Annotated in this window: 23 protein-coding genes and 5 tRNA genes; 23 read left to right on the forward strand and 5 right to left on the reverse strand. The window is 44.8% G+C overall.

Going from position 1 to position 25,251, the window contains the following annotated elements:
• Positions 1 to 313 precede the first annotated feature (313 nt).
• A tRNA-Ser gene (locus DW205_RS16160) sits at positions 314 to 398 on the reverse strand.
• A gap of 192 nt (positions 399 to 590) precedes the next feature.
• Between DW205_RS16160 and trxA the strand changes: the two genes are divergently transcribed.
• Together trxA and DW205_RS16170 are read left to right on the forward strand one after the other, a co-directional pair.
• Positions 591 to 1,064: a thioredoxin gene (trxA, locus tag DW205_RS16165; protein WP_005858169.1), complete on the forward strand. Its 474-nt coding sequence runs from the start codon at positions 591 to 593 to the stop codon at positions 1,062 to 1,064.
• Between the two features lie 84 nt (positions 1,065 to 1,148).
• The gene (locus DW205_RS16170; protein ID WP_005866270.1) at positions 1,149 to 1,481 is read left to right on the forward strand and encodes a CGGC domain-containing protein; all 333 of its coding nucleotides are present in this window, start codon (positions 1,149 to 1,151) and stop codon (positions 1,479 to 1,481) included.
• A gap of 82 nt (positions 1,482 to 1,563) precedes the next feature.
• Here the strand turns inward: DW205_RS16170 and DW205_RS16175 are convergent, their stop codons facing one another.
• Positions 1,564 to 2,112: a 30S ribosomal protein S16 gene (locus tag DW205_RS16175; RefSeq protein WP_005858168.1), complete on the reverse strand. Its 549-nt coding sequence runs from the start codon at positions 2,110 to 2,112 to the stop codon at positions 1,564 to 1,566.
• A 345-nt stretch (positions 2,113 to 2,457) separates the two neighbouring features.
• Between DW205_RS16175 and DW205_RS16185 the strand changes: the two genes are divergently transcribed.
• Positions 2,458 to 4,095 (forward strand): ABC-F family ATP-binding cassette domain-containing protein, encoded by a 1,638-nt coding sequence (locus DW205_RS16185; RefSeq protein ID WP_005858166.1) that lies wholly within the window; start codon positions 2,458 to 2,460, stop codon positions 4,093 to 4,095.
• On the opposite strand, the gene DW205_RS16190 is transcribed toward DW205_RS16185, so the two are convergent.
• Positions 4,092 to 5,573: a DUF3943 domain-containing protein gene (locus DW205_RS16190; protein ID WP_005858165.1), complete on the reverse strand. Its 1,482-nt coding sequence runs from the start codon at positions 5,571 to 5,573 to the stop codon at positions 4,092 to 4,094. The two genes, DW205_RS16185 and DW205_RS16190, sit on opposite strands and share 4 nt — an antisense overlap.
• Positions 5,574 to 5,745: 172 nt before the next feature.
• Here DW205_RS16190 and DW205_RS16195 point away from each other — a divergent pair, with 172 nt between their 5' ends.
• The 8 genes from DW205_RS16195 (at position 5,746) to DW205_RS16230 (ending at position 9,881) form a co-directional block, all read left to right on the forward strand.
• Positions 5,746 to 6,357, forward strand: coding sequence for a trimeric intracellular cation channel family protein (locus tag DW205_RS16195; protein WP_005858164.1), 612 nt, complete (start codon positions 5,746 to 5,748; stop codon positions 6,355 to 6,357).
• A gap of 22 nt (positions 6,358 to 6,379) precedes the next feature.
• Positions 6,380 to 7,444 carry an asparaginase gene (locus tag DW205_RS16200; protein WP_005858163.1) on the forward strand — a complete coding sequence of 355 codons (1,065 nt, stop codon included), beginning with the start codon at positions 6,380 to 6,382 and terminating at the stop codon, positions 7,442 to 7,444.
• A 49-nt stretch (positions 7,445 to 7,493) separates the two neighbouring features.
• A complete protein-coding gene (locus DW205_RS16205) occupies positions 7,494 to 8,297 on the forward strand; it encodes an MBL fold metallo-hydrolase (protein WP_005858162.1) in 804 nt (267 codons plus the stop codon).
• A 117-nt stretch (positions 8,298 to 8,414) separates the two neighbouring features.
• Positions 8,415 to 8,487: transfer RNA gene (locus DW205_RS16210), tRNA-Lys, on the forward strand.
• A gap of 19 nt (positions 8,488 to 8,506) precedes the next feature.
• Positions 8,507 to 8,579: transfer RNA gene (locus DW205_RS16215), tRNA-Lys, on the forward strand.
• A gap of 19 nt (positions 8,580 to 8,598) precedes the next feature.
• Positions 8,599 to 8,671: transfer RNA gene (locus DW205_RS16220), tRNA-Lys, on the forward strand.
• Between the two features lie 15 nt (positions 8,672 to 8,686).
• Positions 8,687 to 8,771, forward strand: a tRNA-Ser gene (locus DW205_RS16225).
• 114 nt (positions 8,772 to 8,885) lie between these two features.
• Positions 8,886 to 9,881 carry a hypothetical protein gene (locus DW205_RS16230; RefSeq protein ID WP_005866275.1) on the forward strand — a complete coding sequence of 332 codons (996 nt, stop codon included), beginning with the start codon at positions 8,886 to 8,888 and terminating at the stop codon, positions 9,879 to 9,881.
• 3 nt (positions 9,882 to 9,884) lie between these two features.
• Here the strand turns inward: DW205_RS16230 and DW205_RS16235 are convergent, their stop codons facing one another.
• The gene (locus DW205_RS16235; RefSeq protein ID WP_005866277.1) at positions 9,885 to 11,951 is read right to left on the reverse strand and encodes a cation:proton antiporter; all 2,067 of its coding nucleotides are present in this window, start codon (positions 11,949 to 11,951) and stop codon (positions 9,885 to 9,887) included.
• Positions 11,952 to 12,238: 287 nt separating this feature from the next.
• Here DW205_RS16235 and DW205_RS16240 point away from each other — a divergent pair, with 287 nt between their 5' ends.
• From DW205_RS16240 to DW205_RS16285, 12 genes are all read left to right on the forward strand, one after another.
• The gene (locus tag DW205_RS16240; RefSeq protein WP_005866279.1) at positions 12,239 to 13,528 is read left to right on the forward strand and encodes a hypothetical protein; all 1,290 of its coding nucleotides are present in this window, start codon (positions 12,239 to 12,241) and stop codon (positions 13,526 to 13,528) included.
• Between the two features lie 30 nt (positions 13,529 to 13,558).
• Positions 13,559 to 15,169 carry an OmpP1/FadL family transporter gene (locus DW205_RS16245; RefSeq protein WP_005866281.1) on the forward strand — a complete coding sequence of 537 codons (1,611 nt, stop codon included), beginning with the start codon at positions 13,559 to 13,561 and terminating at the stop codon, positions 15,167 to 15,169.
• 205 nt (positions 15,170 to 15,374) lie between these two features.
• Positions 15,375 to 15,968, forward strand: a complete 594-nt coding sequence (locus DW205_RS16250; RefSeq protein WP_008774229.1) for an RNA polymerase sigma factor — start codon at positions 15,375 to 15,377, stop codon at positions 15,966 to 15,968.
• A 75-nt stretch (positions 15,969 to 16,043) separates the two neighbouring features.
• The gene (locus tag DW205_RS22320; protein WP_005866285.1) at positions 16,044 to 16,217 is read left to right on the forward strand and encodes a hypothetical protein; all 174 of its coding nucleotides are present in this window, start codon (positions 16,044 to 16,046) and stop codon (positions 16,215 to 16,217) included.
• A gap of 78 nt (positions 16,218 to 16,295) precedes the next feature.
• A complete protein-coding gene (gene rpe / locus DW205_RS16255) occupies positions 16,296 to 16,946 on the forward strand; it encodes a ribulose-phosphate 3-epimerase (RefSeq protein WP_005866287.1) in 651 nt (216 codons plus the stop codon).
• Positions 16,947 to 16,978: 32 nt separating this feature from the next.
• Complete coding sequence (locus DW205_RS16260; protein ID WP_005866288.1) at positions 16,979 to 18,265, forward strand: ComEC/Rec2 family competence protein; 1,287 nt, start codon at positions 16,979 to 16,981, stop codon at positions 18,263 to 18,265.
• Positions 18,266 to 18,302: 37 nt separating this feature from the next.
• Positions 18,303 to 19,352 (forward strand): bifunctional oligoribonuclease/PAP phosphatase NrnA, encoded by a 1,050-nt coding sequence (locus DW205_RS16265; RefSeq protein WP_005866290.1) that lies wholly within the window; start codon positions 18,303 to 18,305, stop codon positions 19,350 to 19,352.
• 52 nt (positions 19,353 to 19,404) lie between these two features.
• A complete protein-coding gene (locus DW205_RS16270) occupies positions 19,405 to 19,977 on the forward strand; it encodes a DUF4827 family protein (RefSeq protein ID WP_005858151.1) in 573 nt (190 codons plus the stop codon).
• The gene (gene glmM / locus DW205_RS16275) at positions 19,974 to 21,362 is read left to right on the forward strand and encodes a phosphoglucosamine mutase (protein WP_005866292.1); all 1,389 of its coding nucleotides are present in this window, start codon (positions 19,974 to 19,976) and stop codon (positions 21,360 to 21,362) included. Before DW205_RS16270 ends, glmM begins: the two co-directional genes overlap by 4 nt.
• Positions 21,363 to 21,475: 113 nt before the next feature.
• Positions 21,476 to 22,132: a hypothetical protein gene (locus tag DW205_RS22585; RefSeq protein ID WP_005866294.1), complete on the forward strand. Its 657-nt coding sequence runs from the start codon at positions 21,476 to 21,478 to the stop codon at positions 22,130 to 22,132.
• Positions 22,129 to 22,881 carry a DUF6377 domain-containing protein gene (locus tag DW205_RS22590; RefSeq protein WP_005866296.1) on the forward strand — a complete coding sequence of 251 codons (753 nt, stop codon included), beginning with the start codon at positions 22,129 to 22,131 and terminating at the stop codon, positions 22,879 to 22,881. Before DW205_RS22585 ends, DW205_RS22590 begins: the two co-directional genes overlap by 4 nt.
• 149 nt (positions 22,882 to 23,030) lie before the next feature.
• Complete coding sequence (locus DW205_RS16285) at positions 23,031 to 24,413, forward strand: DUF1080 domain-containing protein (RefSeq protein WP_005866298.1); 1,383 nt, start codon at positions 23,031 to 23,033, stop codon at positions 24,411 to 24,413.
• Between the two features lie 343 nt (positions 24,414 to 24,756).
• On the opposite strand, the gene DW205_RS16290 is transcribed toward DW205_RS16285, so the two are convergent.
• Complete coding sequence (locus DW205_RS16290; protein ID WP_005866300.1) at positions 24,757 to 25,248, reverse strand: NUDIX domain-containing protein; 492 nt, start codon at positions 25,246 to 25,248, stop codon at positions 24,757 to 24,759.
• Positions 25,249 to 25,251 lie beyond the last annotated feature (3 nt).

Here is a 25,251-nt window from a genome sequence, read left to right on the forward strand (position 1 = left end):
ACTTGGGAAGCCTTTCTCAAGTGAGTTGGTCTGTTGATTAACAGGATATAAGACAGCGATTTATATGGCAATGGTTATCCCATGATCTCATCTGTTGGCCGACTTCTATATTTCTGTAGGTCGACTTGTCTTAGGTTGCCGGCTGAAATGAAATATAGATGAGCCTGAAGATACCCCCACTGATTATCGGGTGAGCCGAATTTTCTTCTGATAAGGCATTGGAGACAAGACTTATAGGCAATAAAAAAACCTACAAATCAGCGATTTGTAGGTTTTTGTCCACTTACTCTCTTGTTTTGTTCAGTAGGTTCTGCGGAAAGACAGGGATTCGAACCCCGGGAACCTCTCGGTTCAACGGTTTTCAAGACCGCCGCAATCGACCACTCTGCCATCTTTCCAATATGTTGTGCGATCAAACGTTTCGTTTAATTGCTTTGCAAAGGTAGTCATTCTTTTGGAATATACAAGAGTCTTATGCGCTTTTTTTCTTTTTGTTTATTCTTTTCTTTTAAGAATAGAATGTGTGGGAATCCCCTTTTTATTGCTATTTTTGTAGCAAATAATTTATCAATCAAGTAAAAGGTTTCTATATGAGAAAGTTGAAAAGTTTATGGCTGGTTTCGGTTGTGCTGCTATTAGTAAGCTGCTCGATGTCCGCTAAATCAGATAAATCAAGTGAGGCTGGTACCGCCTCCAAGGGAGAGGTCGTTACTTTGAACAAGGCAGAGTTCCTGCAAAAGGTATTCAATTACGAGAAGAACGCTACGAAATGGGTATATGAAGGTGATAAGCCTTGTATCATCGATTTTTATGCGGACTGGTGTGGTCCCTGCAAGCAAGTGGCTCCTATTTTAAGGGATTTGGCTATCCTGTATAAGAATGATATCGTAGTTTATAAGGTAAATGTGGATAAGGAAAAGGAGTTGGCTGCCGCTTTTGGCATACAAAGTATTCCTACGTTCTTGTTTATCCCTAAGGAAGGACAGCCTCAGATATCGATGGGAGCTCTTCCCCGTGAGGAGTTTGTGAAACAGATCGATACTTTCTTGTTGAAGAAGAAGTAACACGACTTAGTTAATCATCATTTATAGATCGGAAAGCCGTAGAATTTTAGATTTTACGGCTTTTTTAATTGGGAGGGATGCTTTATGAAAGTAGGAATTATCAGATGTATGCAAACAGAGGATTTTTGCCCCGGTACTACTGATTTTAGGATGATCCGTGAGAAAAAGGGAGCCTTTGAGGGCGTAGAGGAAGATATTGAGATCATCGGGTTTATCAATTGCGGAGGTTGTCCCGGAAAAAAGGCCGTATTAAGGGCGAGGGAGTTGGTGAATAGAGGGGCGGATAGTATCGCTTTTGCTTCCTGTATCCAAAAAGGGACGCCGATAGGTTATGCCTGTCCTTTCGCCAAAAGGATGAAGGATGTTATCCAGAACGATTTAGGCGATGGCATCCGGCTGATCGATTATACGCATTAGGAAGATCCGGTAGCTGGTGGAAAAGGCATAAAAAAAGAGGGCATTGAAAAATGTCCTCTTTTTTATTTTGGCATCGCACGAATTATTCAGCGCTTTCAGTTGCCGGAGCTTCTTCAGCGGGAGCCGCTGCGGCTGCTTCCTCAGCTTGCTTAGCAGCTTCAGCTGCTGCCAATTCTGCTTTCTTTTTAGCTACGATTTCTGCTTTTGCCTTATTAGCTTCCTTCTCAGCCTCAAGACGTGCTTTAGCTTCTGCTCTAGCTGCTTCGCTGTCTTTTTCTTTGATAGCTTGTACGGAAGCTTGTTTGTTCTTCAACCAAGCTTGGAATTTCTCCTCAGCTGCGGCTTCGTCGAACGCACCCTTCTTAACACCTTCCAATAAATGCTTTTTCAAGCAAACGCCTTCGCGAGAAAGGATGTTACGAGTTGTGTCTGTAGGTTGAGCACCTACTTGTAACCAATACAAAGCTCTTTCGAAGTTCAAATCTACTGTAGCAGGATTAGTGTTCGGATTATAAGAACCTATCCTTTCAATAAATCTTCCATCACGTGGAGCCCTGCTGTCTGCGATCACGATTTGGTAGAAGGCGTAACCTTTACGACCGTGTCTTTGCAATCTAATTTTTGTTGCCATGTTTGAATAATTAATTTAAGCTGTTTGTATTAGCGGGTGCAAAGATAGGAGTTTCTGTTTATAAAACAAGCGTTTTGTTGGAAAATATGTGGATGCTTCTGCTTTTTTTAAAGGTAGTTTAAGGGATTAGTCCCTTATGCAATTGGTTGCCGACACCGTCGGCAATAATGCTGACGCTGTCGGAAATATTGCTGACGGCGTCGAAAATATTGCCGACGGCGTCGGTAACCAATTTCTTCCTAGTCTTGTTCCGGAAAGATCGTATGAAATCTCCTGTACATCCCTAATGAAAGGGATTTTTCTTATCTTCGCGGCTTCATTATAATAATGTATTAAGATAAACATATGATTTCAGTTGACGGACTAACAGTAGAGTTTGGTGGAAGCGCCCTTTTCTCGGATGTTTCTTTTGTGATTAACGAGAAAGATCGTATCGCCTTGATGGGTAAGAACGGTGCCGGTAAATCTACCTTGTTGAAGATATTGGCTGGCGTGCGGGAGCCAAGCCGTGGAAAAGTGTCCGCCCCTAAAGATACCGTGATCGCTTATTTGCCGCAGCATTTGATGACGGAGGATGGCCGTACCGTTTTCGAGGAGACGGCGCAGGCTTTCGCCCATCTGCACGAGATGGAGGCGGAGATCGCTGAATTGAATAAGCAACTGGAGACTCGTACGGACTATGAGTCGGATGGTTATATGGAGCTGATCGAGCGGGTCTCTACCTTGAGCGAGAAATTCTATTCCATAGAGGAGATCAATTACGACGCCGATATAGAGAAAACCTTGTTGGGACTGGGTTTCAAACGGGAGGATTTCGACCGGCAAACCAGTGAATTCAGCGGTGGCTGGCGTATGCGTATCGAGCTGGCGAAACTACTGTTGAAGAAACCGGATGTCCTTTTGCTGGACGAGCCGACGAATCACTTGGATATCGAGTCTATCCAGTGGTTGGAGGATTTCTTGATCGATAACGGTCAGGCCGTAGTGGTGATCAGCCACGACCGTGCGTTCGTGGATCATATCACGACTCGTACGATCGAGGTGACGATGGGCCGGATTTATGATTATAAGGTAAACTATAGCCAATACTTGCAATTACGGAAGGAACGTCGTGAGCAACAACAGAAGGCTTATGACGAGCAACAGAAGATGATCGCCGAGACGAGAGAGTTCATCGAGCGTTTCAAGGGCACGTACTCCAAGACCTTGCAGGTGCAGAGCCGTGTGAAGATGCTGGAGAAGCTGGAGATCTTGGAGGTGGACGAGGAAGATACCTCGGCTTTGCGCTTGAAGTTTCCGCCTTCGCCCCGTTCGGGCTCTTATCCGGTGACGATCGAGAATGTCTCGAAAGCGTATGGCGATCATACGGTTTTCCGAAACGCTAATCTGATGATCGAGCGAGGGGATAAGATCGCTTTCGTCGGGAAGAATGGCGAGGGTAAGTCTACCTTGGTGAAGTGTATCATGAAAGAGATCGAGCATGAGGGGACGTTGACGCTGGGGCATAACGTGATGATCGGTTATTTCGCCCAGAACCAAGCCTCCCTGCTGGATGAGAATCTTACGGTTTTCCAGACGATAGACGATGTGGCGCAAGGCGATATCCGTAATAAGATCAAGGATCTGCTGGGTGCGTTCATGTTTGGCGGCGAGAACTCGGCGAAGAAGGTGAAGGTGCTTTCCGGTGGCGAGCGCACACGTCTGGCCATGATTAAGCTATTGTTGGAGCCTGTGAACTTGCTGATTCTGGATGAGCCGACAAACCATCTGGATATGAAGACGAAGGATATCTTGAAGCAGGCGTTGCTTGACTTTGACGGGACGTTGATCGTCGTATCCCACGACCGTGATTTCTTGGATGGGCTGGTCTCTAAGGTCTATGAGTTCGGAAACCAAAAAGTGACGGAGCATTTGGAAGGCATCTATGAGTTTATGCAGCGCAAGAAGATGGAGAATCTGCGTGAGCTTGAGCGGAAGAATTAAATCCTCCACCCAAGCGTCAGCATAATATCATACGTGGAGCTATCTATATCTTTATGATACTTATAATGGGTACGGCGGGAGAAATAACGATTTCGCAACGCAATATTCCATTTATGCTTGGACATATAGGCTAAGGTGGTGGAAAATACCGTTAAACGTGCGTTGCCGGCATCGCCTTGTACGTTTAACTTTGTAGGGTCCACCGCATTCCAGTCTATATCCGGCTCGTATCCTTTCCATGTGAAGATATGGTAGTTCTCCAAATCGATCAAGAACGCCCAGCGTTTATCGTAGGCCAATCCGGTAAACGCTTTCACGCTATAACCGCTTCCCAGATTATAATCTCTCTCTTCCAGCCGGAGGTAATCGGAGATGCTTGCGCCCAAGGCGACTCCTGTTCCGTATAATTCGGCGTAAACATCTACCTTATTGTCCGGCGTGCCTCTTTTGTAATAGATCAATCCACCACCGACCGCCGCCGCTTCCGATATGCGGTAGGGAGCTACCGTTTGGGAACTATTGGATTTTAACTCGGAATCATAGTAGTCGAAATGCTGAAAGATTCCAGCGGCCAGACTACGAGGGCCTTTACTCCAGACCTGTTTCCCCCAGATAGCCCCAACGGCATTGACTTGGCTGATGAGCGGCTGGCTCGAAAAGAAATCGAACCCGGCCTTCAACTGAAACCATTCATAGGGCGAATAGAAATCATCATTGAAAGGATCTCCATAATCCAACCTGAAGGATACGTGCATGCTCGTAGTGCCATGCTTGGAGCCTTCCTGCTCGGCAAGGAAGCGAGGACCAACACCCACGATGAAGTTTACGGGAACCGAGGTGTAGACACGCCCCTTGGAGCTGCTGTGTCTCCAAGCTTCTCCCGTGATGATACGATTGATCGCCCGCATCGGAGATATCAAACCGGATAAGATCTCCCGTCCCACACGTTCCGCCCCGTGGGAGCGGTTGTCGATGAATAAGTCGGAGAGCCGGTAGGTAATCTCACCTAATTCTATACCGCCGAAAGAGGTGGCAAGCATGTCATTGATGGAGGGCGGTTCCGTTTCCATAAAGAATTCCCACATTAGGCTGCCTCCCGCCGCGAATGGAATGGATTGCCAGAAATTCAGTCCATTGCTACGGGCCGCGTTGAAATATAACGATCCGTGATAGGGATGGGCCACCAGATTGGTAGAGAACTTATCCGTGTCCCAAACAGGCCCCGTCTTGAAGTTTTGCTTAATCGTATGTCCGTTTATCTTCGCGAAATCCTCGTTCATTAAGAAACGGTCGAAAGTCCAGACGGCCATGTTCATTCCGAATACCTCGCTTGCTGCCAACCAAGGGCGGCGTGGAATGAAAAGGGCCGTGTCGCTCACGTAATTGCGGGCATCCATCTGAGGGAAGTGTTGCCCCCACATCCATTGGCTGGATAGCAGACAGATCAACCCGATCAACATGCATTTTTTCATCCTCATCTAACTCAATTCTCTTTTGTAAATAAAAATCAATAGGTTACGGTTATAACCACTCCGCAAACTTATATATAATAAACATTAAGGGATTCGTTTGGTTTAAATTATTGTTAGGTATTCTTTCTATAAATGCTGTTATTTGCGAACTATTCCGTATTTTTGCGAAAAAAACAAAATGATAGATTTTATCACCTTTTGTGACTATACAGGGACCTTTGCGTTTGCCATAAGTGGCATAAGATTGGCTTCTGCGAAACAATTTGATTGGTTTGGCGCCTATGTGGTGGGTGTCGTGACCGCTGTAGGAGGAGGTACGATTCGTGATATTTTATTGAATGCGGTGCCTTTTTGGATGGAACAAGCCTCTTATTTGATTGTCTCGGCCTTGGCTTTGTTGTTCGTTATCGCTTTCCGAAAATACGTGATCCGTTTGAACAATACATTTTTTATATTCGATGCTATCGGATTGGGGTTGTTTGTGGTGGTAGGTATCGCCAAGACCTTGGATTTCGGGTTTCCCATGTGGGTGGCGATCGTGATGGGAACTATAACCGGCTCGTTTGGCGGTATGATGAGGGATATATTGATTAATGAGGAGCCTTTGATATTCCGGAAAGATATTTATGCGTTGGCTTGTGTCTTTGGCGGTTTGATATATTATATATGTATGCAAACTTCTATGTCGGCGGCGATGATACAGTTCGTATCGGCGTTGAGCGTGTTCCTCGCACGTATAATCGCCGTAAAATATCATATAAGTGTTCCGGTGTTGAAAGGAGAAGAATAATTTATTAACTTTGCATAATTATATGGACATGCATACTCAACAAGAAAAGGCTTCCATCCTGTTGATATATACGGGTGGGACGATAGGTATGATCGAGAATCCGGAGACTGGAGTGTTAGAGTCGTTTAATTTCCAGCATTTGAAGGACAATATGCCGGAGTTGAAGAAACTGGGGTATTCGGTGGCCACGATACAGTTCGATCCTCCGATGGACTCCTCGGAGATGGGGCCGGACTCGTGGATGAAGATCGTGAAAATCATCGCCGATAATTATCAGAAATACGACGGCTTCGTGGTACTGCATGGCACGGATACAATGTCGTATACGGCATCGGCATTGAGTTTTATGCTCGAGAACCTGAGTAAGCCGGTGATCCTTACGGGATCGCAATTACCGATCGGGATGTTGCGTACCGATGGGAAGGAGAACTTGATTACGGCGATCGAGATAGCGGCCGCCAAGGAGAACGGCTTACCGTTGGTCCCGGAGGTCTGTATCTTTTTTGAGAATGATTTATTGAGGGGGAATCGTACGAGTAAGATAAACGCAGATAATTTTAATGCGTTCCGTTCGTACAATTACCCGGCTTTGGCTCATGCGGGTATCTATATTAAGTATGATCTGCCGCAGGTATATCATCCGGTATCGCGTAAGCCGCTGAAGCCGCATTATTTGTTGGACCGAAATATCGCTATACTAAAACTATTCCCCGGAATTTCTCCGCAAGTAGTGGAAAGTATCCTGAATATCCCGGGTCTGAAAGGCGTGGTGATGGAAACATTCGGAAGCGGAAACGCTCCGTGCGAGGAATGGTTCTTGAATATGTTGAAGGAGGCTGTAGACCGTGGTATCGTCATCGTGAATGTTACTCAGTGTAGGGCCGGAAGTGTGGAGATGCACCGTTATGAGACGGGGCACAAATTGTTGGAGGCAGGCGTGACGAGCGGCTTCGATAGTACGACGGAGAGCGCCGTGACGAAGCTAATGTTCCTCTTCGGCCATGGGCTGACACCCGACGAGGTGAAGGAGCATATGAACTGCTCGTTGATCGGGGAGGTATCGATCCCTGAGACGTTCCGCCCCTAGTGTATACTATGTAAAACAGAAAAAAAGCAGTGTTGCGGAATAGGAGAGTATGAAACTATCATTTCTGAGTTTAGCGAGTGGGAGCAGTGGGAACTGCTATTATTTGGGGACTTCGGAATTCGGTATGCTGATTGACGCAGGTATCGGAATCCGGACCATAAAGAAAGTATTGAAGGACCGGTCGATCGATTTTACCAAGATCGTGGCCGTGTTGATTACCCACGATCATGCGGATCATATCAAGACGGTCGGGTATTTGGGCGAGAAGCTTTGCATTCCTGTCTATGCGACAGCCGACGTGCACCGGGGGATTGATAAGAGCCGGTATGTGGAGGAGACCTTATGTGTCTCCCGCAAGGTTATAGAAAAAGAAGTTCCATTCCTTATCCGTGATTTCCGTATCACGGCTTTCGAGGTGCCTCACGATAGTACTGATAATGTGGGATACCATATCGAGTATGGTAATCATAAATTCACTTTCGCTACCGACGTAGGCCATATCACGGACACGGTGGGGAAATATATCTGCATGGCGAACCATTTAATATTGGAAGCGAACTATGATGAGGAGATGCTTCGTTTCGGTACATATCCCGCTTTCTTGAAAGAGCGGGTGGCGAGCCCCACCGGGCATTTGAGTAATAGGGAGGCTGCAGAGTTCTTGGCGACCCATTATAATACCGGTTTGAAGAATATCTGGCTTTGCCATCTCAGCCGGGACAATAACCATCCCGAACTGGCCTATAAGACAGTGGATATACGTCTTTTCCAAGAGGGCATAAGGGTAGGGAAAGATGTCTCATTGGTAGCGTTGAAGCGGACTACACCCTCGGATATTTACGAGTTTGATTAAAATTTTAAGAAAAAAAAGTAGTCGAAAAGTTTGCGGGGAAAAATAAAACCTCTATCTTTGCACCCGCAATCGAGAAACAAACGGTGGTTTGAAAAAGTAACGATAGCAAAACAGAATGACTTGGTAGCTCAGTTGGTAGAGCAAATGACTCTTAATCATTGGGTCGAGGGTTCGAGCCCCTCCCAGGTCACTCAAACAAATAACATGTTGACTTGGTAGCTCAGTTGGTAGAGCAAATGACTCTTAATCATTGGGTCGAGGGTTCGAGCCCCTCCCAGGTCACTCAAACAAATAACATGTTGACTTGGTAGCTCAGTTGGTAGAGCAAATGACTCTTAATCATTGGGTCGAGGGTTCGAGCCCCTCCCAGGTCACACGATTTACTTATTGGAAAGATGGCAGAGTGGTCGATTGCGGCGGTCTTGAAAACCGTTGAACTGAGAGGTTCCCGGGGTTCGAATCCCTGTCTTTCCGCAGAGAGTCCTGTAAAGCGAAAGCTTTACGGGATTTTTTGTTTTTGAGGCGTTTGTCCGGGCACGAACGGAAAGAGGTAGCGGGCATCGCTAGAATGAGAAAGTGTATAATAATATGGAAACAGGATCATTGCGGATAAGTGATATACGGCCGGATTTTATCTATATGATGGAACAAGCCGTGAAAGCCCCATCGGGGCATAATACCCAACCTTGGTTGTTTCGTGTGCAAAAGGATAGGATACAGATTCTTCCGGATATGAGTAAGTCCCTTCCGGCCGTAGATCCGGATAACCGTGAGTTATTTATTAGCTTAGGATGTGCCACCGAGAATCTTTGCATTGCGGCTGAGGCAAAAGGATATGCTCCGCTACCGGTTTTTTCAGGATCGGGGGAGATCACCGTGCTCTTGTCGGAGGCATCGATGATTAAGGAGACGAGTGGGCTTATCGAGGAAATTTCGGTCAGACAGACGAATCGAGGCATATATTCCGGGGAAATGATTCCATCGGATCAATTGAGCTATTTGAGGAATACGCCTTTGGAGGAAAATATCAGTCTGCATTTGTGGTCGAAAGGAGAGTGGGAGTTCGATACGCTTTCTTCTTATATATTTGCGGGGAATAACCGGCAAATGAACGATCATCTGTTTAAACGAGAGCTGAAATCATGGATGCGTTTTAATAAGAATCATGTACGAGCTACATCGGACGGCCTGAGTTATGCGGTGTTCGGGGCGCCGAATCTTCCCCGTCTTATCTCAGAGACAATCATGGGAAGTGTCTTGAAAGTCGGCATACAAAATAGGGGAGACAAGAAGAAGCTGGACTCTTCTTCTCATTTAGCCTTGTTCGCCTTACGGACAAATACGCTACCGGAATGGTTTGCGCTAGGCCGGAGTTTGCAACGTTTTCTTTTGAGAGCTACGGAAAAGAATATCGCTTTCGCCTTTTTGAACCAGCCTTGTGAGGTGCGTGATCTTTCCGGTTTGCTGGCGAAAGACTTGTCTTTCACCAACGAGATTCCTGCCTTGATCCTCCGTCTAGGATACGCTAAGCGGAAAATGCCGTACTCACCTCGAAAGTCTTGGCGTGAGAGGCTGGTTCCGTAATGGCTAAGTCAGATAGCGAGTGCCCTCGTTCATGCCAGCTTGCACGGGATATGCCAAGACGAAACTGTTTGCCTGAAAGTATTTGTTGAGGTACTTGGGGATACGGGCCATGGCGGGAGCGTAGGAAAGTCCTTCCTTGCGGCTAAGGATAATCCACATCGTGTCGTCCGGTTTTATATCCCGGAAAACGATCAGGAAGTCATCCCAGTCGTTGAATTCGATATAACTGGCTTCTCCGCTTTTCTTGGCTAATAATTTCTTTAAGGCATTCAAGGTCGCTTCCGAACCGTAAAAGACTGTCGCTGCACCTGTGTTCTGGGTCACGTTTCGTAGCCGGAAGATGATTTGGTTGAAACCGATTTCTTTTTCGGCCAATTCCGGGATGATGATCAGATGCCGTCTAACAGTAGAGATGGGTTGTGCGGGCTTGTATATGAATGTACTTACACTACTTTCCGCCAATACGCTTTCCACGATATGGCCTAGGAAGGCCGCCGGTATATCTTTTTCCTTGTGCAATCCCACTACCAGATCTGTGATCTCCCGCTCTTTTACCACGCTGGCGATAGCATTCGATACGCTTAAGTCATATCTTAATAAATCTTTCATCTGGGTATCCGTGGCGGCAGCCGTATTGACTGCGGTCTGTAGAACCCTGCGGGACTGTTTTAACGCTTTCTCGTCTGAATGATGGTTATCTATCACTTTTAGGGCAAACAAGCCGTTCTTGTTTTGGGGAGATTTGATCGCCAAGCTGAGGTTGACCAGCTCTTCCACGGTCTCTTCATTGCTGACCGGTATCAAGATATGCTCTGATTCTTTTTTGTTTTCCTCCTTATCGGATATATCTTGGGCCGCTATGTTATGAGCGCCTTTTTGGGCGGCGAAAGAGGCGATGGTGCAAGTGACAAGTATCATCAGGATCGTACCGTTCAACACGCTCTCATTTAATAACCGGATTGGTTCCCCATTAGCGTCTGTTCCGGTGATTACGTTATATCCGACCATCACGGCGGCCAATGTAGCGGCGGCTTGTGCGTTACTTAAGCCGAAAATAACGCTTCGCTGATCCGTGGACAGATGGAAAGTCTTTTGGGGCATCCAAGCGGCTATGTATTTGGCGGCCGTAGCTACGATAATCATGATAAGCCCAACTTTAATGGTCTCGAAACTGGTAAAGAACGTACGATAATCTATTAACATACCTACGCCCAACAAGAAGAATGGGATGAATATGGCATTTCCTACGAACTCGACACGATTCATCAAGGGTGAGCTTTGCGGGATAAGGTGATTTAGGGCTAGTCCGGATAAGAACGCCCCGATGATCGCCTCCATGCCCGCTACCTGAGCTAGGAAAGATCCCAGAAATACCATCACCAGCACGAATATATACTGTGATATATTATCGTGTACATGCTTAAAGAACCAACGCCCAATGAAAGGGAAACCGAATAATACGATTAACGCGAATATCAAGATGGAAACCCCCAGACGAATCCAAAACATATCGTTGACCTGTCCGGTGGCCATGCCGACAATGATCGTTAGGACGAGCAATGCCAAGGTATCAGTGATCATCGTTCCTCCTACGGTGATACTGACAGCTTTGTTTTTGCTGATACCCAGTTTACTGATAATCGGATAGGCGATCAATGTATGGGAGGCGAACATACTGGCGAGTAAAACGGAGGTCAATACGTTGAATCGCAGGACCCATATCCCGACAACCGTTCCTAGGATCATCGGAATGAGGAATGTGTACATGCCGAAAGCTAGGCTTTTCGTACTATTTCTCTTAAAATCCGCCATATCGATTTCCAATCCGGCGAGAAACATGATATAAAGCAATCCCGCCGTCCCGGACAAGATAATGCTGCTATCCCGTAATACGAGATTAAAGCCGTGCGGTCCGATAATTGCGCCGGCAATGATCAGTCCAAGCAGGTGAGGGATTCTCAGCTTGTTTAATAAAAGGGGAGCGGCCAGGATAATTAAAAGAATCAAGAGAAATTTTAATACCGGGTCCGCTAAGGGCAATGTGAAATCTATTGTCGAGGCTAATACCATATGCGTAATTTTTTCGTTATAATTTGAAACAAAAATAATAAGAATTTGCGGAGATTGCAGCGTTTACGCCAACTTTGCATCTTCTTTTATAGATAACAATAAATGTGTGAGTTTTATAAGTTAAAGTATATGTAAATCTTGGGACATTAGCGTGAACCGATTATATTTGTACATACATTGCATTGAGTTTATTGTTATAAAACTAAAAAGCGTTTAAACCCTTTGCATAAAAGGGTGTCAAACATGAAAAGAGAAAAATATTTATTTAATGTAGAGGAGAAACAAATATGAAACCCATGAAATTAACATCTTTAGTGATGATGCTTCTGATCGCGTTTAGTGCCGCGGCTCAGGAGGAGTTCTTTGATGATGTGTATTTCTCTTCCAAAAACAAGAAAAAGAAAGAACAGGTTGAAGAGAAAAAGGTTGTTCAGCCGAAACAGGAGTCTAGGACCCTGGTCGCTACAGCCAAGAGCCAAGCTTCTTCAGACAGCCGGGATGTGGATGAATATAACCGTCGTTATACATCAGTCGAGGTGGAGGAGCCTTATCGTGAGGATGATTCCGTTATCTATGAGGATAGCGATGAGAATGAGTCTTCTTCCGAGCGTCGTTCGGATACTGAATATACGGAACGTATCATTCGTTATCATTCGCCGAGTAAGATTACGATCGCCGGAGCGGATCAAGTCGATTTGTATCTGAGTGACGGATATTATGGTTACGGCTATGATACGGATTATTCGAACGGTAGCGCGAACGTGAATTTTAATATCAATGTCGGCAACGGTTGGGGCTCGCCTTGGTATACAGGTTGGTACGATCCTTGGTTCTATAGTTATAGCCCTTGGTGGACTTATTCATCTCGCTTCTACGGCCCGTCTTGGGGATTCGGCTGGGGCTGGGGAGGCTTTTATGCCGGCTATTATAGTCCGTGGTACGATCCATGGTATGGCCCGTCTTGGGGCTGGGGTGGAGGCTATTGGGGTGGCCATTGGGGACATCACCATCATTACTATCCCGGTTACTATTCGACTCCAAGTAGACATTATTCAAACGGACGTTCTTCTTATCGAGATAATCGCTCTTATGCGAGTGGCAGAGGTTCCGGTTATACAGGTGGGCGGAGCAGTGGCTCTTCTTCCTTGAGAAATTCCGGATCGACTACAAGACCTTCGTCTTCAAGTTCCTTGAGCAATGGACGTGCGGGATCTACCCGTAGGGAATCTGCTATTTCCTCTGGTGCGGGACGTCGTTCCTCTTCTTCTGTTAGAAATTCGGCAACGACAAGAAGTAGCTCGGGCATAAGTAATAGCTCGGCGAGAACAAGGATTTCCAGAAGTAGTTCTGGAGCCGCATCTTCTTCCGGACGTCAATATTCAGCTCCGGTAACACGTTCTTCTTCCAGAAGCAGTAGCGATTTCTCAAATAGTCGCTCTTCTTCCAGTCAATTTAGAAGTTCCTCTCCTTCTCGTAGTAGTTCGGTAGGTTCTTCTTCCGGTAGCTTCGGTGGAGGTCGTTCTAGTGGAGGCTCTGTTGGTGGCGGAGGTGGCCGTGCCGGTGGTGGTCGCAGGTAAAAGTGTTAGGTTGATAAAATTAGAGATACGATGAAAAGGATAGGAATTATAATGTCGGTGCTTGCCCTGTGTGGCGGCACCGCTTTTTCGCAGTCACAGTTGGATGCCTTTAAGTATTCCCAGACGGAGTTGAATGGTACGGCTCGTTATTTAGGAATGGGTGGTGCTTTTGGTGCGTTAGGTGGTGATATTTCCGCTATGAATACGAACCCGGCAGGCTTGGCGATTTATAAAAGCTCGGAGGTGGTTACGACATTGAGTTTGTCTTCGGCCTCCGCGAAGACCGATTGGCTTGGTTCGAAGGTGGACAACAGCCGTACGAAGGTGAGTTTCGATAATATCGCTTACGTAGGATATTTCCCGACAGCGAATGATGAGGGTATCGTGAGCTGGAACGTTGGTTTCTCTTATAATCGCTTGAAGAATTATAACCGGAACTATACGATGGCTACAGGAGGTGATTTGAATACTTCTCTTTCTGATTATGTGGCCATGCGTGCGGCAGGAATGCCTAGCGGACTGTTGGGGGAGGGTAAAGACTATAACCCTTATAATAACCAAGACTTAGGTGATTGGCTATCTATTCTAGGATACAATGCCGGTTATATGGATTCATATAACGATAATGATAAAGAGTATTATAGTGCGTTCGGGGATAAAGATGCGGATGGGCAATGGAGTCCGTATTTATTGCAAGGAGGTCAATTAAAAGTTTCAGAGCGAGGTTCCGTGGATCAATATGACTTGGCTTTCGGTATAAATATATCGGAACTTGTGATGCTTGGCGCTACGGTTGCGATTACGGATCTGAACTATAGATATCAGTCATCGTATGATGAGGAATTTACGAACGGCAATAATTTATACTTAGATAATTACTTGGATACGGATGGTACCGGGTATTCATTTAATGTGGGTGCCATTGTTCGTCCTACTGATTTTCTTCGTTTAGGTGTAGCTTATAATTCACCTACGTGGTATAAGATGACAGATCGTTATTATGGTGAGGCCGGTTCTTATCTGACCTTTATGGATAAAGGGGAGATGAAGGAGCGTAAACTGGATGCGGCTACTCCTAATAATGCTTATTATGACTATGAATTCCGTTCTCCGGATAAATGGATCTTTAGTGCCGCCGCAATCTTGGGTACGACCGCTTTGATAAGCGTTGATTACGAGTTGATGAATTATAAGAATATGCGTATGTATCAAACGGATGGTAGCAGTAACGTGTATACTAACCAAGATATAACGGATAATTTCAAGTCAATGAATACGATCCGTGTAGGTGCGGAGGTAAAGGTTACTCCTCAATTTGCCGTAAGAGCAGGTGTCGCCTACAGCGATAGTCCGATCAAGGATAAACTGAAGAATGGAGAGAAAGAGGTCTTTACGGTTGGTACGATTCCTAATTATACGATCGATAAAGGGGTCATGAATTATACGGTAGGTATCGGTTATCGCTTCACCCCGAACTTCTATACGGACTTGGCTTGTGTATTCCGTACGCATAAGGAAGATGTTTATGCGTTCTCTAATATGTTTGCGGGAGATGATCCGAAGCCATTCCTCGAAGCCCAACCCGCCACGATGAAAACAAACACGACTCGTGTAGCTTTGACATTGGGATACAAGTTCTAATATACATATATTTTAGATCAGTAAAGTCCCCTGTTCGTACGTTAAAGGTGCGGGCAGGGGACATTCTTTTTATAATTTGAAATAAAATGTTTGTTGGTTTAAAATATTTTTCGTTCTTTTGCTTTCATAAATAACATTGTATAACAGTTAAACCCCATCGCCTATAGCATAAACATTACTCGAATAAACTAAAAATGTGAAAGTAATGAAGACTTTAAAAATGATGACCGACGAGGAATTGGTTGTCCTTTATGCAGAAGGTAATAATGCCGCTTTCGATATTTTATTAAATCGATACAAAAGTAGCATTCATTCTTACATTTATTTCATAGTACGTAACAAAGAGCTTACGGAGGATATCTTTCAAGAGACCTTCGTGAAGGTTATCATGACTATAAAACAAGGTCGCTATACCGAGAACGGCAAGTTTAAGGCATGGATTACTCGTATTGCCCATAACTTGATTATAGATAATTTCCGTCAGGAACGTAGCGAGAACACGATCTCGAATGATGAGGTAGAAATCGACTTATTTAATAACATCAAGCTTTGCGATGGTACGATAGAGGATAATATCGTGCGCCATCAAGTATTGTCTGACGTGAAGAAATTGGTAAAGCATTTGCCGGATAACCAGCGTGAGGTGTTGGAGATGCGTTACTATCAAGATCTTAGTTTTAAGGAAATCGCCGATATCACGGGGGTTAGCATCAATACGGCCTTAGGGCGTATGCGTTATGCTATCTTGAATATGCGCCGTATGGCCGATGAGAACCGTATCGAGCTATCTATGGTGTAAAATAATTTTCTTTCCATGCAATAAGTCTTAGGTCCCTACGTTTTATTAGCAAACAAGATAAAAATAAAGGTGCCTATGAGGAAGCTTTCTACGCAATGCATGGATGATTTGGAGAAAAAAGTGAAAAGTGCCCCGGAGGCGAAAAGTTCGCCTCGGAAGCAAACGATGGATTTCTTGAAACAGTTTGCGAGGGCTTATCAAGCGGAACCGGCTGTACGTCCGGAGTTCTGCGGGTATGTGTTGAACTAAGAATTACGGAAAGAGAATCTATATTATTAGGTTCTCTTTCTTTTTTTGTGTACTTTTGTAAAAACAAAAGACAAGATTATGAAGCATTTGATAGCGCCTTCCCTGCTTTCCGCTAATTTTCTGGATTTGCGGAAGGAGGTGGGGATGATAAATAAAAGTGACGCCGATTGGTTGCATCTGGATATTATGGATGGGGTATTCGTGCCGAATATCTCGTTTGGTTTCCCGGTACTTAACGCATTAAAGTCTATATGCCAGAAGCCGATGGATGTGCACTTGATGATCGTGGAGCCCCAGAAGTTTATCCCTGAGGTCGCGGCTACGGGAGCCTATATGATGAACGTGCATTATGAGGCATGTACCCATTTGCATCGGACGGTAGCGGCTATTAAGGAAACGGGCATGAAAGCGGGTGTCACCTTGAATCCGCATACGCCCATCTGCTTATTAGAAGATATTATCCAAGATGTGGACATGGTTTTATTGATGTCCGTGAATCCGGGATTTGGTGGTCAACGTTTCATTGAGCATTCCGTAGATAAGGTGGCCCGTTTACGAGAAATGATAGACCGGAAGGGATTGAGTACTATGATCGAGGTAGATGGCGGGGTGAATTTAGAGACGGGGAAGCGCTTGGTTGACGCCGGTGCCAATGTGTTAGTCGCCGGTAACTTCGTATTCAAATCTCCAGATCCGATACAAACAATTAAAGACTTGAAAGCTTTGTAGAACACATTAATATATCACAAAACCTAACTATCATGATTGAGGAAATACAAAAGCGGCCTTTTGTACGGCCGCTTTTTTTATGGATAACCGGAATTTTATGCTATGCGTTTTTACCTGCCTCTTCGCTCCTATATGTTTTAGGGGTTTTATCTGCTTTGGTTTTTCTTTTTCTGGGCTTCTCGTGTGGGAGAGCGCATGCGGAGTTGCGATACGATTCCCGTTGGATATGGGGAGCTATAGTCTCTGTTTTGATTGTATGTTTGGCGGTTGAGGTCTGTTGGTATAGTGACCGACGTATAGCGCTTGTAAATGAGCCTGTTTCTTCTTTAGATTTATTGGCTACCAAGGCTCAATATTCTTTGGTAAATACATTTGATCGTTTGCGTTTGTCTGATGAGGAGAAATCTATTTTGGCTACATTGACATTGGGATATAAGAAAGCGATGAGTCGGGAAACGAAAAGGCGCTTCTCTTTGGCGGGCGTGTCTCATATATTAGCGGTGAGCGGTTTTCATGTTGCCGTGATTTGTGGATTCTTATCTTTCTTTTGCTCGTTTATGCCAAGATGGGGGATAGGACGTTGGGTTCGTTATATCATTCTGGTGGGAAGTCTTTGGGGGGTTGTCTTTATCACAGGATTAGCGCCCTCGGCGGTACGGGCCGCCTTGATGCTATCTTTATATTTAACAGGAAGGGCGCTTAGGCGTGTTACGGATGGATATAATACATTGGCCGCCGCCGCTTTCTGTATGCTGGCCTATGATCCGTATTACCTGTTTGATATTGGTTTTCAGTTAAGCTATTTGGCTGTGTTTTTTATTTTATTCCTAGTGCCTCGTTTCAAGGAATGGATAGTGGTGAGAAATCCTTTGTTGGCCATGCCTTGGGAATGGATTACGGTGTCTATAGCTGCGCAGATAGGGACTGCTTTGCTCTGTTTTTATTATTTTGGACAATTTTCGACAGTTTTCTTGTTTACGAATCTACCGGTCACTCTCTTGGCTATGTTTTTGATTCCTTTTGCCTTTTTCTGGTTAGGCTATCCGGTGGATTTCTGTGGATATGACTGGATACAGAAGATCGTAGAAGGGCTGGTTCATGGCATGGTAAGGGTGGTGGACGTGTTCAGCGCCCTGCCTTATGCGACGATTACGGGTCGTTTTAGCTTCTTTGAGATGCTAGGAGGTTATGGTTTTCTTGTTTTATGCTTGATATATATGAAGATACGGGAACCAAAAGTTTTGTTGGCCGCCTTAACCCTTTTGTTAATAATATCAGTAAAGATCCTTATTGAACTTTTTTTGATAGCCGGAAACTAAAAAAGTCGTACCTTTGGGGTGAAAACAAAAAGATTATATGATCACTAAAATCATTCAAGAAGAGAAGATTCAGAAAGCCAAAAAATACGTAGAGAAAGGCGAGAGTTTTGTTATCGTGACGCATGTCTCACCAGACGGCGACGCATTAGGTTCATCCCTTGGTTTATATCATTTCCTATCCGCTTACGGTAAGGATAATGTAGCGGTAGTGGTACCGAACGCATTTCCCTCTTTTTATAGATGGATGCCGGGCGCTAAGGATGTCGTGATACATGAGAAATATCCGGATTTCGCCGAGAAATTGATCAAGGAAGCGGATGTTATTTTCTGCCTTGATTTCAATGAGCCCAAACGTATCGAGAAACTGGCTCCGGCGGTGATCGCCTCAGAAGGCCGCAAGGTGATGATTGATCATCATTTGAACCCCGCGGATTTTTGTCGTGTGACGATGTCGTATCCGGAGATGTCTTCTACCAGTGAGATGATCTTCCGTTTTATTTGTCGTATGGGGATGTTCGATTTATTGAATCGGGATGCCGCCGCTTGTATCTATACGGGTATGATGACGGATACGGGATCGTTCACCTATAATTCGAATAAACCGGAGATTTATACGATCGTCAGCGAATTGATCAAGAAGGGGATTGATAAGGATTTGATCTATCGTAAGGTGAATCAGGTCTATTCCGAGTGCCGTTTACGTATGATGGGATATGTGTTGTATGAGAAGATGAGGGTCTATCCGGAACAACAGGCGGCTCTTATCACGTTATCGAAAGAGGAACTGGATCGTTTTCAGTACCAGACTGGAGATACGGAAGGTTTCGTGAACTTGCCGTTAAGCATAGAGAACGTAAGCTTTAGTGTCTTTATTCGTGAGGACAGCGATTACATAAAGGTATCGCTTCGCTCCGTGGGCGATTTTCCTTGCAATCAGTTTGCTTCTACTTATTTCAACGGAGGCGGACATAAAAATGCGTCCGGAGGTGAGTTCTATGGCTCTTTATCTGAGGCCGTAGCCGTGTTTGAGAAAGGTTTACAGGAATTTAATCCTAATAAATCAGAAGATTTAGGCAAACATGCGTAAGGTTTGACGAAGATTATTTACATTTGCGATTCATTCAATTAAAGACTAACAAATGAAGAAAGGTTTTAATATCCTGTTGATTCTGTGTGCCGCATTAGTCGCTATCTCTTGTAGCAAGACAAAGTCGTACACGGATATGTTGAAAGATGAGAAAAAGGCAATCGAGCGTTTTATCGATGATAAGGGCCTTGAGATCTTAGATGATTTTCCTGCTGATAGCGTATTTAAGGAAAATCAGTTTGTGCTCTTGGATAATGGTGTCTATTTGAATATTATTGATAAGGGAAGCGATCAGAGAGCGGTGCAATATAAGACGAAAATGTTGTACCGTTGTAAGATGAGTTACTTCATGGATTCTACTATTGTCGCTATTGAGAACTATGGCCCGCATAGTAATGGAACTTCTCCTATCGCTTTTACATATGGGGATTATTCGAAGAATTCACCTTATGATCCCTCTTATTATTATGTAAGTGAGGGAATGCAAGAGCCTTTGAAGTATGTTGGAGATCGGGCTAAAGTGAAAATGATAGTGCCTTTCAAAAGAGGAGCCTATAATGATCAATCAAACGGTCAACCTGTATATTACGAAATTCTAGAATATATATTTGAAGAAAACTTATGACACTAATTAAATCTATTTCCGGTATTCGCGGTACAATAGGCGGTAGCCCGGAAGACGGATTGAATCCGTTAGCTATTGTTAAGTTTGTAGCCGCTTATGCTACATTCATCCGAAAAAACACAAAAGTGGAGACCAATAAGATCGTTGTAGGGCGTGACGCACGTATCTCCGGTCTGATGGTTAAACAAGTCGTCCTAGGAACGCTTACCGGTATGGGATTTGATGTGGTGGATATCGATCTGGCCACGACTCCTACTACCGAATTGGCCGTAGCTATGGAAGGGGCTTGCGGAGGTATTATCCTTACCGCCAGTCATAATCCGAAGCAATGGAATGCCTTGAAGCTTTTGAATGAGAAAGGTGAGTTCTTGAATGCCGCTGAGGGGGCTGAGGTATTACGCATAGCTGCCGCCGAGGACTTCGAGTTCGCCGACGTGGATCATTTGGGCAAGGTAATCCCGAATGCGACTTATAAGCAAAAACATATCGAGAGCGTCTTGAATCTGGATCTCGTGGACGTGGAGGCTATCAAGGCCGCTAACTTCCGTGTAGCTATCGATTGCGTGAACTCCGTGGGAGGTATCGTGATCCCTGATTTATTATACGCGTTGGGCGTGAAGGAAATCTTCAAGCTGCATTGCGCCCCTCATGGAAACTTCTCTCATAATCCGGAACCCATTCCGGAAAACTTGACAGAGATCTCCGATTTGATGGGACATGCGAAAGCGGATGTCGGTTTCGTAGTAGATCCGGACGTAGACCGTTTGGCGATTATCTGCGAGAATGGCGAGATGTTCAACGAGGAATACACCTTGGTCGCTGTCAGTGACTACGTATTAAGTCATACACCGGGTAATACGGTAAGTAACCTGAGCTCAAGCCGTGCGCTTCGCGACGTTACCCGTGCTCATGGTTGCGAATATAATGCCGCCGCTGTAGGCGAGGTGAACGTGGTTGCCAAGATGAAGGCTACGAATGCCGTGATCGGTGGTGAGGGCAACGGTGGAGTGATCTATCCGGCCAGCCATTACGGACGCGACGCTTTGGTAGGTATCGCCTTGTTCCTGACTCATCTGGCAAAGAAGAAGATGAAGACGAGCGAGTTGAAGGCTTCTTATCCTCCGTATTTCATCTCCAAGCAAAAAGTCCAGTTAACGCCGGAGATCGACGTGGACGCTATCTTGGCGAAAGTAAAAGAGAAGTTCTCTCAATACGATATTACGGATATCGACGGAGTGAAGATCGATTTCCCGGATAAATGGGTTCATTTGCGTAAGAGCAATACGGAACCGATCATCCGTATCTACTCTGAGGCCCATACGATGGAGGAAGCCGAGGAATTAGGCGGTCAATTAATACAGATCATCAACGAGATGTGTAAATAACACCCTTTCGGGGCGTTTTAAAATATTGGGTTCAGTCTTCAGCCGAGGTAAGCTATTTATGCTCTGTTGATTTGACTGAACCCTTTTCTTTTGGATAATTCTCAGTTCGTGTAATGAATAAACTAATAAAGGTAATCTTATTTCTAATTGTCGGGATGGTTCAAGCCTTCGCATGGGGAGGGCTGAGAGGGGACACGTTGGCCAAGGAGCTGGATGAAGCTGTCTTGAATAGATCTTTTTATCTGCAGCAACGGGAGCAACGGATCACGCAGCTAAAGGACATGTTTCTCTTGAGCAAGATATCGTTGTGGCAGGAATATGAGATCAACCACCAATTATACGAGGAATTCAAGAAAATACAACAAGACTCGGCCATCTATTACATAAAGCGGAATATGGAGATAGCGTCATTTATGAAGGATACGGCACGCATCTATACTTCCCGCTTACGACTGGCTACGCTTTATGCTTTCTCCGGGATGTACCGTGAGTCGGAAAGTCTGTTGCGAAGCATAGACCGTGAATTGCTGTCTAAAGAGCAGAAACAGGATTTCTATGAGGCTTATTATTCGTTTTTCTCTTATTACAGTACGAATCTGGATTCTTTTGAATATAGGAAACAACTTGATTTATACAAGGATTCGTTATTGTCTGTCTTAGATACGGCCTCTTATCGGTATAAGATAAATCTGGCGCAGAAATATCTGGCTCACGGACAGGCGAGGTCTGCGGAGAAGGTGCCGTTACTTGCAATATACAGTTCCGCATGAATGAGATCTCTAAATTCTATCCTATCATTAATGCTTCCTATCAGACACGGGAAGCTCAAGGCAAAAGGCAATTGATGACTTATTTCTTGTTGATCAGCCTATTGACGCTCTTTCTGATCCTTTCTCTTGCCTATGTGTATAGGCAGATGCGGAAGATCTCAGCGATACGAGAAGAGTTGGTTAATACCAATGCCTGTTTGGTAAAGTTGAATGGAGAGATAAGCGAGACGAATAATTTATTGCAAGAGCGAAATATACAGCTATCGGAGTCAAATCATATCAAGGAGGAATACATCGCTCATTTCCTCGATCTCTGCTCCACCTATATTAATAAACTGGAGGATTACCAGAAATCGCTACAGAAAAAGGCGATGAATAAACAGTTGGACGAGTTATTCAAGATGCTCCGTTCGACCCGTATGGTGGAGAATGAGGTGGAAGCGCTTTATGTTAACTTCGATCGAATCTTTCTTGGATTATATCCTACGTTTGTCAGGGACTTCAACGCTTTGTTGCAGCCCGAGGAACGTATCGTCTTGAAATCGGAGGATCTGTTGAATAAGGAACTTCGTATATTCGCCTTGATGCGGTTGGGAGTTACGGACAGCGTAAGGATAGCCGCTTTTCTTCGTTGTTCGTTGAGTACGATCTATAACTACCGGACCAAGGTACGTAATAAGGCGTTAGTGCCTCGTGATGAGTTTGAAGGTTGGGTGATGAGGATCGGGGTTAACCGGAATCCGTTATAATCAATCTACATTTTTTAGGATAGTGATCTTTATTAACTGATTTGTATTTAATGGGATAGAGGATCGTACTGTCTACATTTTTATATCAATCTTCTTTTTGCTTCTTATTCCCGGATACATTTGCGGCATAACTTTTAAAAAGAGATGTCATGAAGATTAAATTAATGATTGCCGCCGTGATCGCCTGTTTGGTGTTCACGGGATTTACGAAAGAGAACGTATCCGATACGGTCGATCACAACGCATGGAAAACATCCGGCGTCGTGGTCATACAAAATGATGTCCTTACGTTGGCCGGTTCCAACGCCCGTGCTTTGTTGAACGATGGCAAAGGCTATACGAACTTTGAGTTAGATATGGATGTACGTACCACGACCGGTGGCAAAGGTTATATTGGTATCCATACGGACGCTACGGATCGTAAAGGATATCGTATCGCCTTGAACAACGATCGGGAAGATCCGGTTTGGTGGCGGATGACGGGTAGCTTGGTGTCGGTCCGGAACCTGACGAAGAGTTTCGTGAAAGAGAACGAATGGTTCAAGATGAATATCCGGGTAGAAGGACGGCTTGTCCGGGTGCGGATTAATGGTGAGACTGTCGTAGAATATATAGAGCCTTCCAAACCTTTCCGTTTGAAGGAGAACGCTAAAGCATTGTTATCCCAAGGTACTATCTCGCTGGTGGGTACGGGACGTGGAAATCTTCAGTTTAAGAATATCTCGTTAGAGGCGTTTAGCGCGAAAGGAATAGACATTCCCGCTCAATGGGCGAATGCCGTGGATGAGCAGACGGACGAGATTATTCGTTTGCATCAAGAGGACTTCCCCGTGCTTGATTATCATGTTCATTTAAAAGGTGGATTGACGAAGGAAGTAGCCGCACGGCAGTCACGCCAGACGGGTGTTAATTATGGCTTGGCTATCAATTGTGGCATCGGCTTCTCGATCACGAACGATACGGAGTTGTATAATTATCTGGATACCATGCGTACCCAACCCTTTATCTTGGCTATGCAAGCGGAAGGACGTGAGTGGGTAACAACCTTTTCGGAGGCGGCCCGCAACAGCTTTGACTATGTGTTTACCGATGCCATGACGTTTCTGGATCATAAGGGGCGGCGTACGCACCTATGGGTAAACAAGGAAGTGATTATCGATGATGAGCAAGCATATATGGATATGATGTTGGACCGTATCTGTTCTGTCTTGGAAGAGCCGGTCGATATGTACGTGAATTCCTGTTTCCTTCCCGATGCGATGAGTGACCGATATGATATGTTTTGGACAGAAGAGCGTATCGACCGTTTCGTGAATGCCTTGGCAAAAAGTGGAAAGGCTTTGGAGATAAACGAGCTTTATCATATTCCGAATAAAGCGATCATTCAGAAAGCGAAAGCCGCGGGTGTAAAGTTCACGTTCGGTTCCAACAATATCACGCCGGAGGTAGGAACGCTCGATTATTGCATCCGTATGAAAAAGGAATGCGGTTTGACGGCGCAAGATATGTATAAACCACACATTAATATATAAGATTAGTTTTAAGGTCTGAACAAACATTAGATTTAAGGTAGAGGTATTAGTGCTTTAGGCAAAGATTGTTAGGTTTCGAGGTAAGATACATATGGAGTTACAGTTATAATATAATAGGTCGATTACTATAGGACAAAACATCTTATTTACTATATATAAAGATAATCATATATAGTTACATTCCACAAACCACGGCGTGAATCGTACAGACCACAGCATGGTTTGTATAATTCACGTCGTGGTCTGTACAGTTCACGCCGTGGTTTGTGGAATGTAACTGTATCTTACGAAGAATAAATAGGCTCTTGAATAACTATTCTAGCCGAAGTGTAGCGTTTTTATCTTATAGGAAAATAGCGGTGAATTCCTTTTCGAAATTCGGGGTGAATGCGCCTTTCCCCAGATTCTCCTTGATCTCCTCGATCGGCCAGAAACGTCCTCCGTCCAGTTCCTCGGGATCGGGGGTGATGGGGCCATCGTAAGTGGTCCGGAAGCTGTTTACCAATTCCTTCTCTATGGAAGACTCGAATATATAACGTTTGATGAAGACAGGCGTAAAATCAGTAATGCCCAATTCCTCACGAACCTCACGGCGCAGGGCCTCTTCCACGCTTTCTCCATAATCAATATGCCCACCTACGGCCGTGTCCCATTTTCCCGGTTGTATATCCTTGTTCATGGAACGTTTTTGTAGATATAGATCTCCATCCTTATTAAAGATATGTAAATGGATTACGGGATGTAGCAACTTACTTCCGCTATGACATTCCTTGCGAGTAGCCTTTCCGATCGTCTCACCTTCCTCGTTTACCAGAGGAAACCATTCTGTTCTCATATT

The sequence above is a fragment of the Parabacteroides sp. AM17-47 genome (assembly GCF_003434625.1).
Taxonomy (GTDB): domain Bacteria; phylum Bacteroidota; class Bacteroidia; order Bacteroidales; family Tannerellaceae; genus Parabacteroides; species Parabacteroides distasonis.

Bases quoted from the DNA above. Each gene is read 5' to 3' on its own strand.
- DW205_RS16285 (WP_005866298.1), top strand. From the start codon at position 23,031: ATGAAGATTAAATTAATGATTGCCGCCGTGATCGCCTGTTTGGTGTTC.
- DW205_RS16265 (WP_005866290.1), top strand. From the start codon at position 18,303: ATGATCACTAAAATCATTCAAGAAGAGAAGATTCAGAAAGCCAAAAAA.
- DW205_RS22585 (WP_005866294.1), top strand. From the start codon at position 21,476: ATGAATAAACTAATAAAGGTAATCTTATTTCTAATTGTCGGGATGGTT.
- DW205_RS16175 (WP_005858168.1), bottom strand. From the start codon at position 2,112: ATGGCAACAAAAATTAGATTGCAAAGACACGGTCGTAAAGGTTACGCC.
- DW205_RS16230 (WP_005866275.1), top strand. From the start codon at position 8,886: ATGGAAACAGGATCATTGCGGATAAGTGATATACGGCCGGATTTTATC.
- DW205_RS16200 (WP_005858163.1), top strand. From the start codon at position 6,380: ATGGACATGCATACTCAACAAGAAAAGGCTTCCATCCTGTTGATATAT.
- DW205_RS16250 (WP_008774229.1), top strand. From the start codon at position 15,375: ATGAAGACTTTAAAAATGATGACCGACGAGGAATTGGTTGTCCTTTAT.
- DW205_RS16235 (WP_005866277.1), bottom strand. From the start codon at position 11,951: ATGGTATTAGCCTCGACAATAGATTTCACATTGCCCTTAGCGGACCCG.
- DW205_RS16240 (WP_005866279.1), top strand. From the start codon at position 12,239: ATGAAACCCATGAAATTAACATCTTTAGTGATGATGCTTCTGATCGCG.
- glmM (WP_005866292.1), top strand. From the start codon at position 19,974: ATGACACTAATTAAATCTATTTCCGGTATTCGCGGTACAATAGGCGGT.
- DW205_RS16170 (WP_005866270.1), top strand. From the start codon at position 1,149: ATGAAAGTAGGAATTATCAGATGTATGCAAACAGAGGATTTTTGCCCC.
- trxA (WP_005858169.1), top strand. From the start codon at position 591: ATGAGAAAGTTGAAAAGTTTATGGCTGGTTTCGGTTGTGCTGCTATTA.
- DW205_RS22320 (WP_005866285.1), top strand. From the start codon at position 16,044: ATGAGGAAGCTTTCTACGCAATGCATGGATGATTTGGAGAAAAAAGTG.
- DW205_RS16205 (WP_005858162.1), top strand. From the start codon at position 7,494: ATGAAACTATCATTTCTGAGTTTAGCGAGTGGGAGCAGTGGGAACTGC.
- rpe (WP_005866287.1), top strand. From the start codon at position 16,296: ATGAAGCATTTGATAGCGCCTTCCCTGCTTTCCGCTAATTTTCTGGAT.
- DW205_RS16260 (WP_005866288.1), top strand. From the start codon at position 16,979: ATGATTGAGGAAATACAAAAGCGGCCTTTTGTACGGCCGCTTTTTTTA.
- DW205_RS16195 (WP_005858164.1), top strand. From the start codon at position 5,746: ATGATAGATTTTATCACCTTTTGTGACTATACAGGGACCTTTGCGTTT.
- DW205_RS16245 (WP_005866281.1), top strand. From the start codon at position 13,559: ATGAAAAGGATAGGAATTATAATGTCGGTGCTTGCCCTGTGTGGCGGC.
- DW205_RS16270 (WP_005858151.1), top strand. From the start codon at position 19,405: ATGAAGAAAGGTTTTAATATCCTGTTGATTCTGTGTGCCGCATTAGTC.
- DW205_RS22590 (WP_005866296.1), top strand. From the start codon at position 22,129: ATGAATGAGATCTCTAAATTCTATCCTATCATTAATGCTTCCTATCAG.
- DW205_RS16290 (WP_005866300.1), bottom strand. From the start codon at position 25,248: ATGAGAACAGAATGGTTTCCTCTGGTAAACGAGGAAGGTGAGACGATC.
- DW205_RS16190 (WP_005858165.1), bottom strand. From the start codon at position 5,573: ATGAGGATGAAAAAATGCATGTTGATCGGGTTGATCTGTCTGCTATCC.
- DW205_RS16185 (WP_005858166.1), top strand. From the start codon at position 2,458: ATGATTTCAGTTGACGGACTAACAGTAGAGTTTGGTGGAAGCGCCCTT.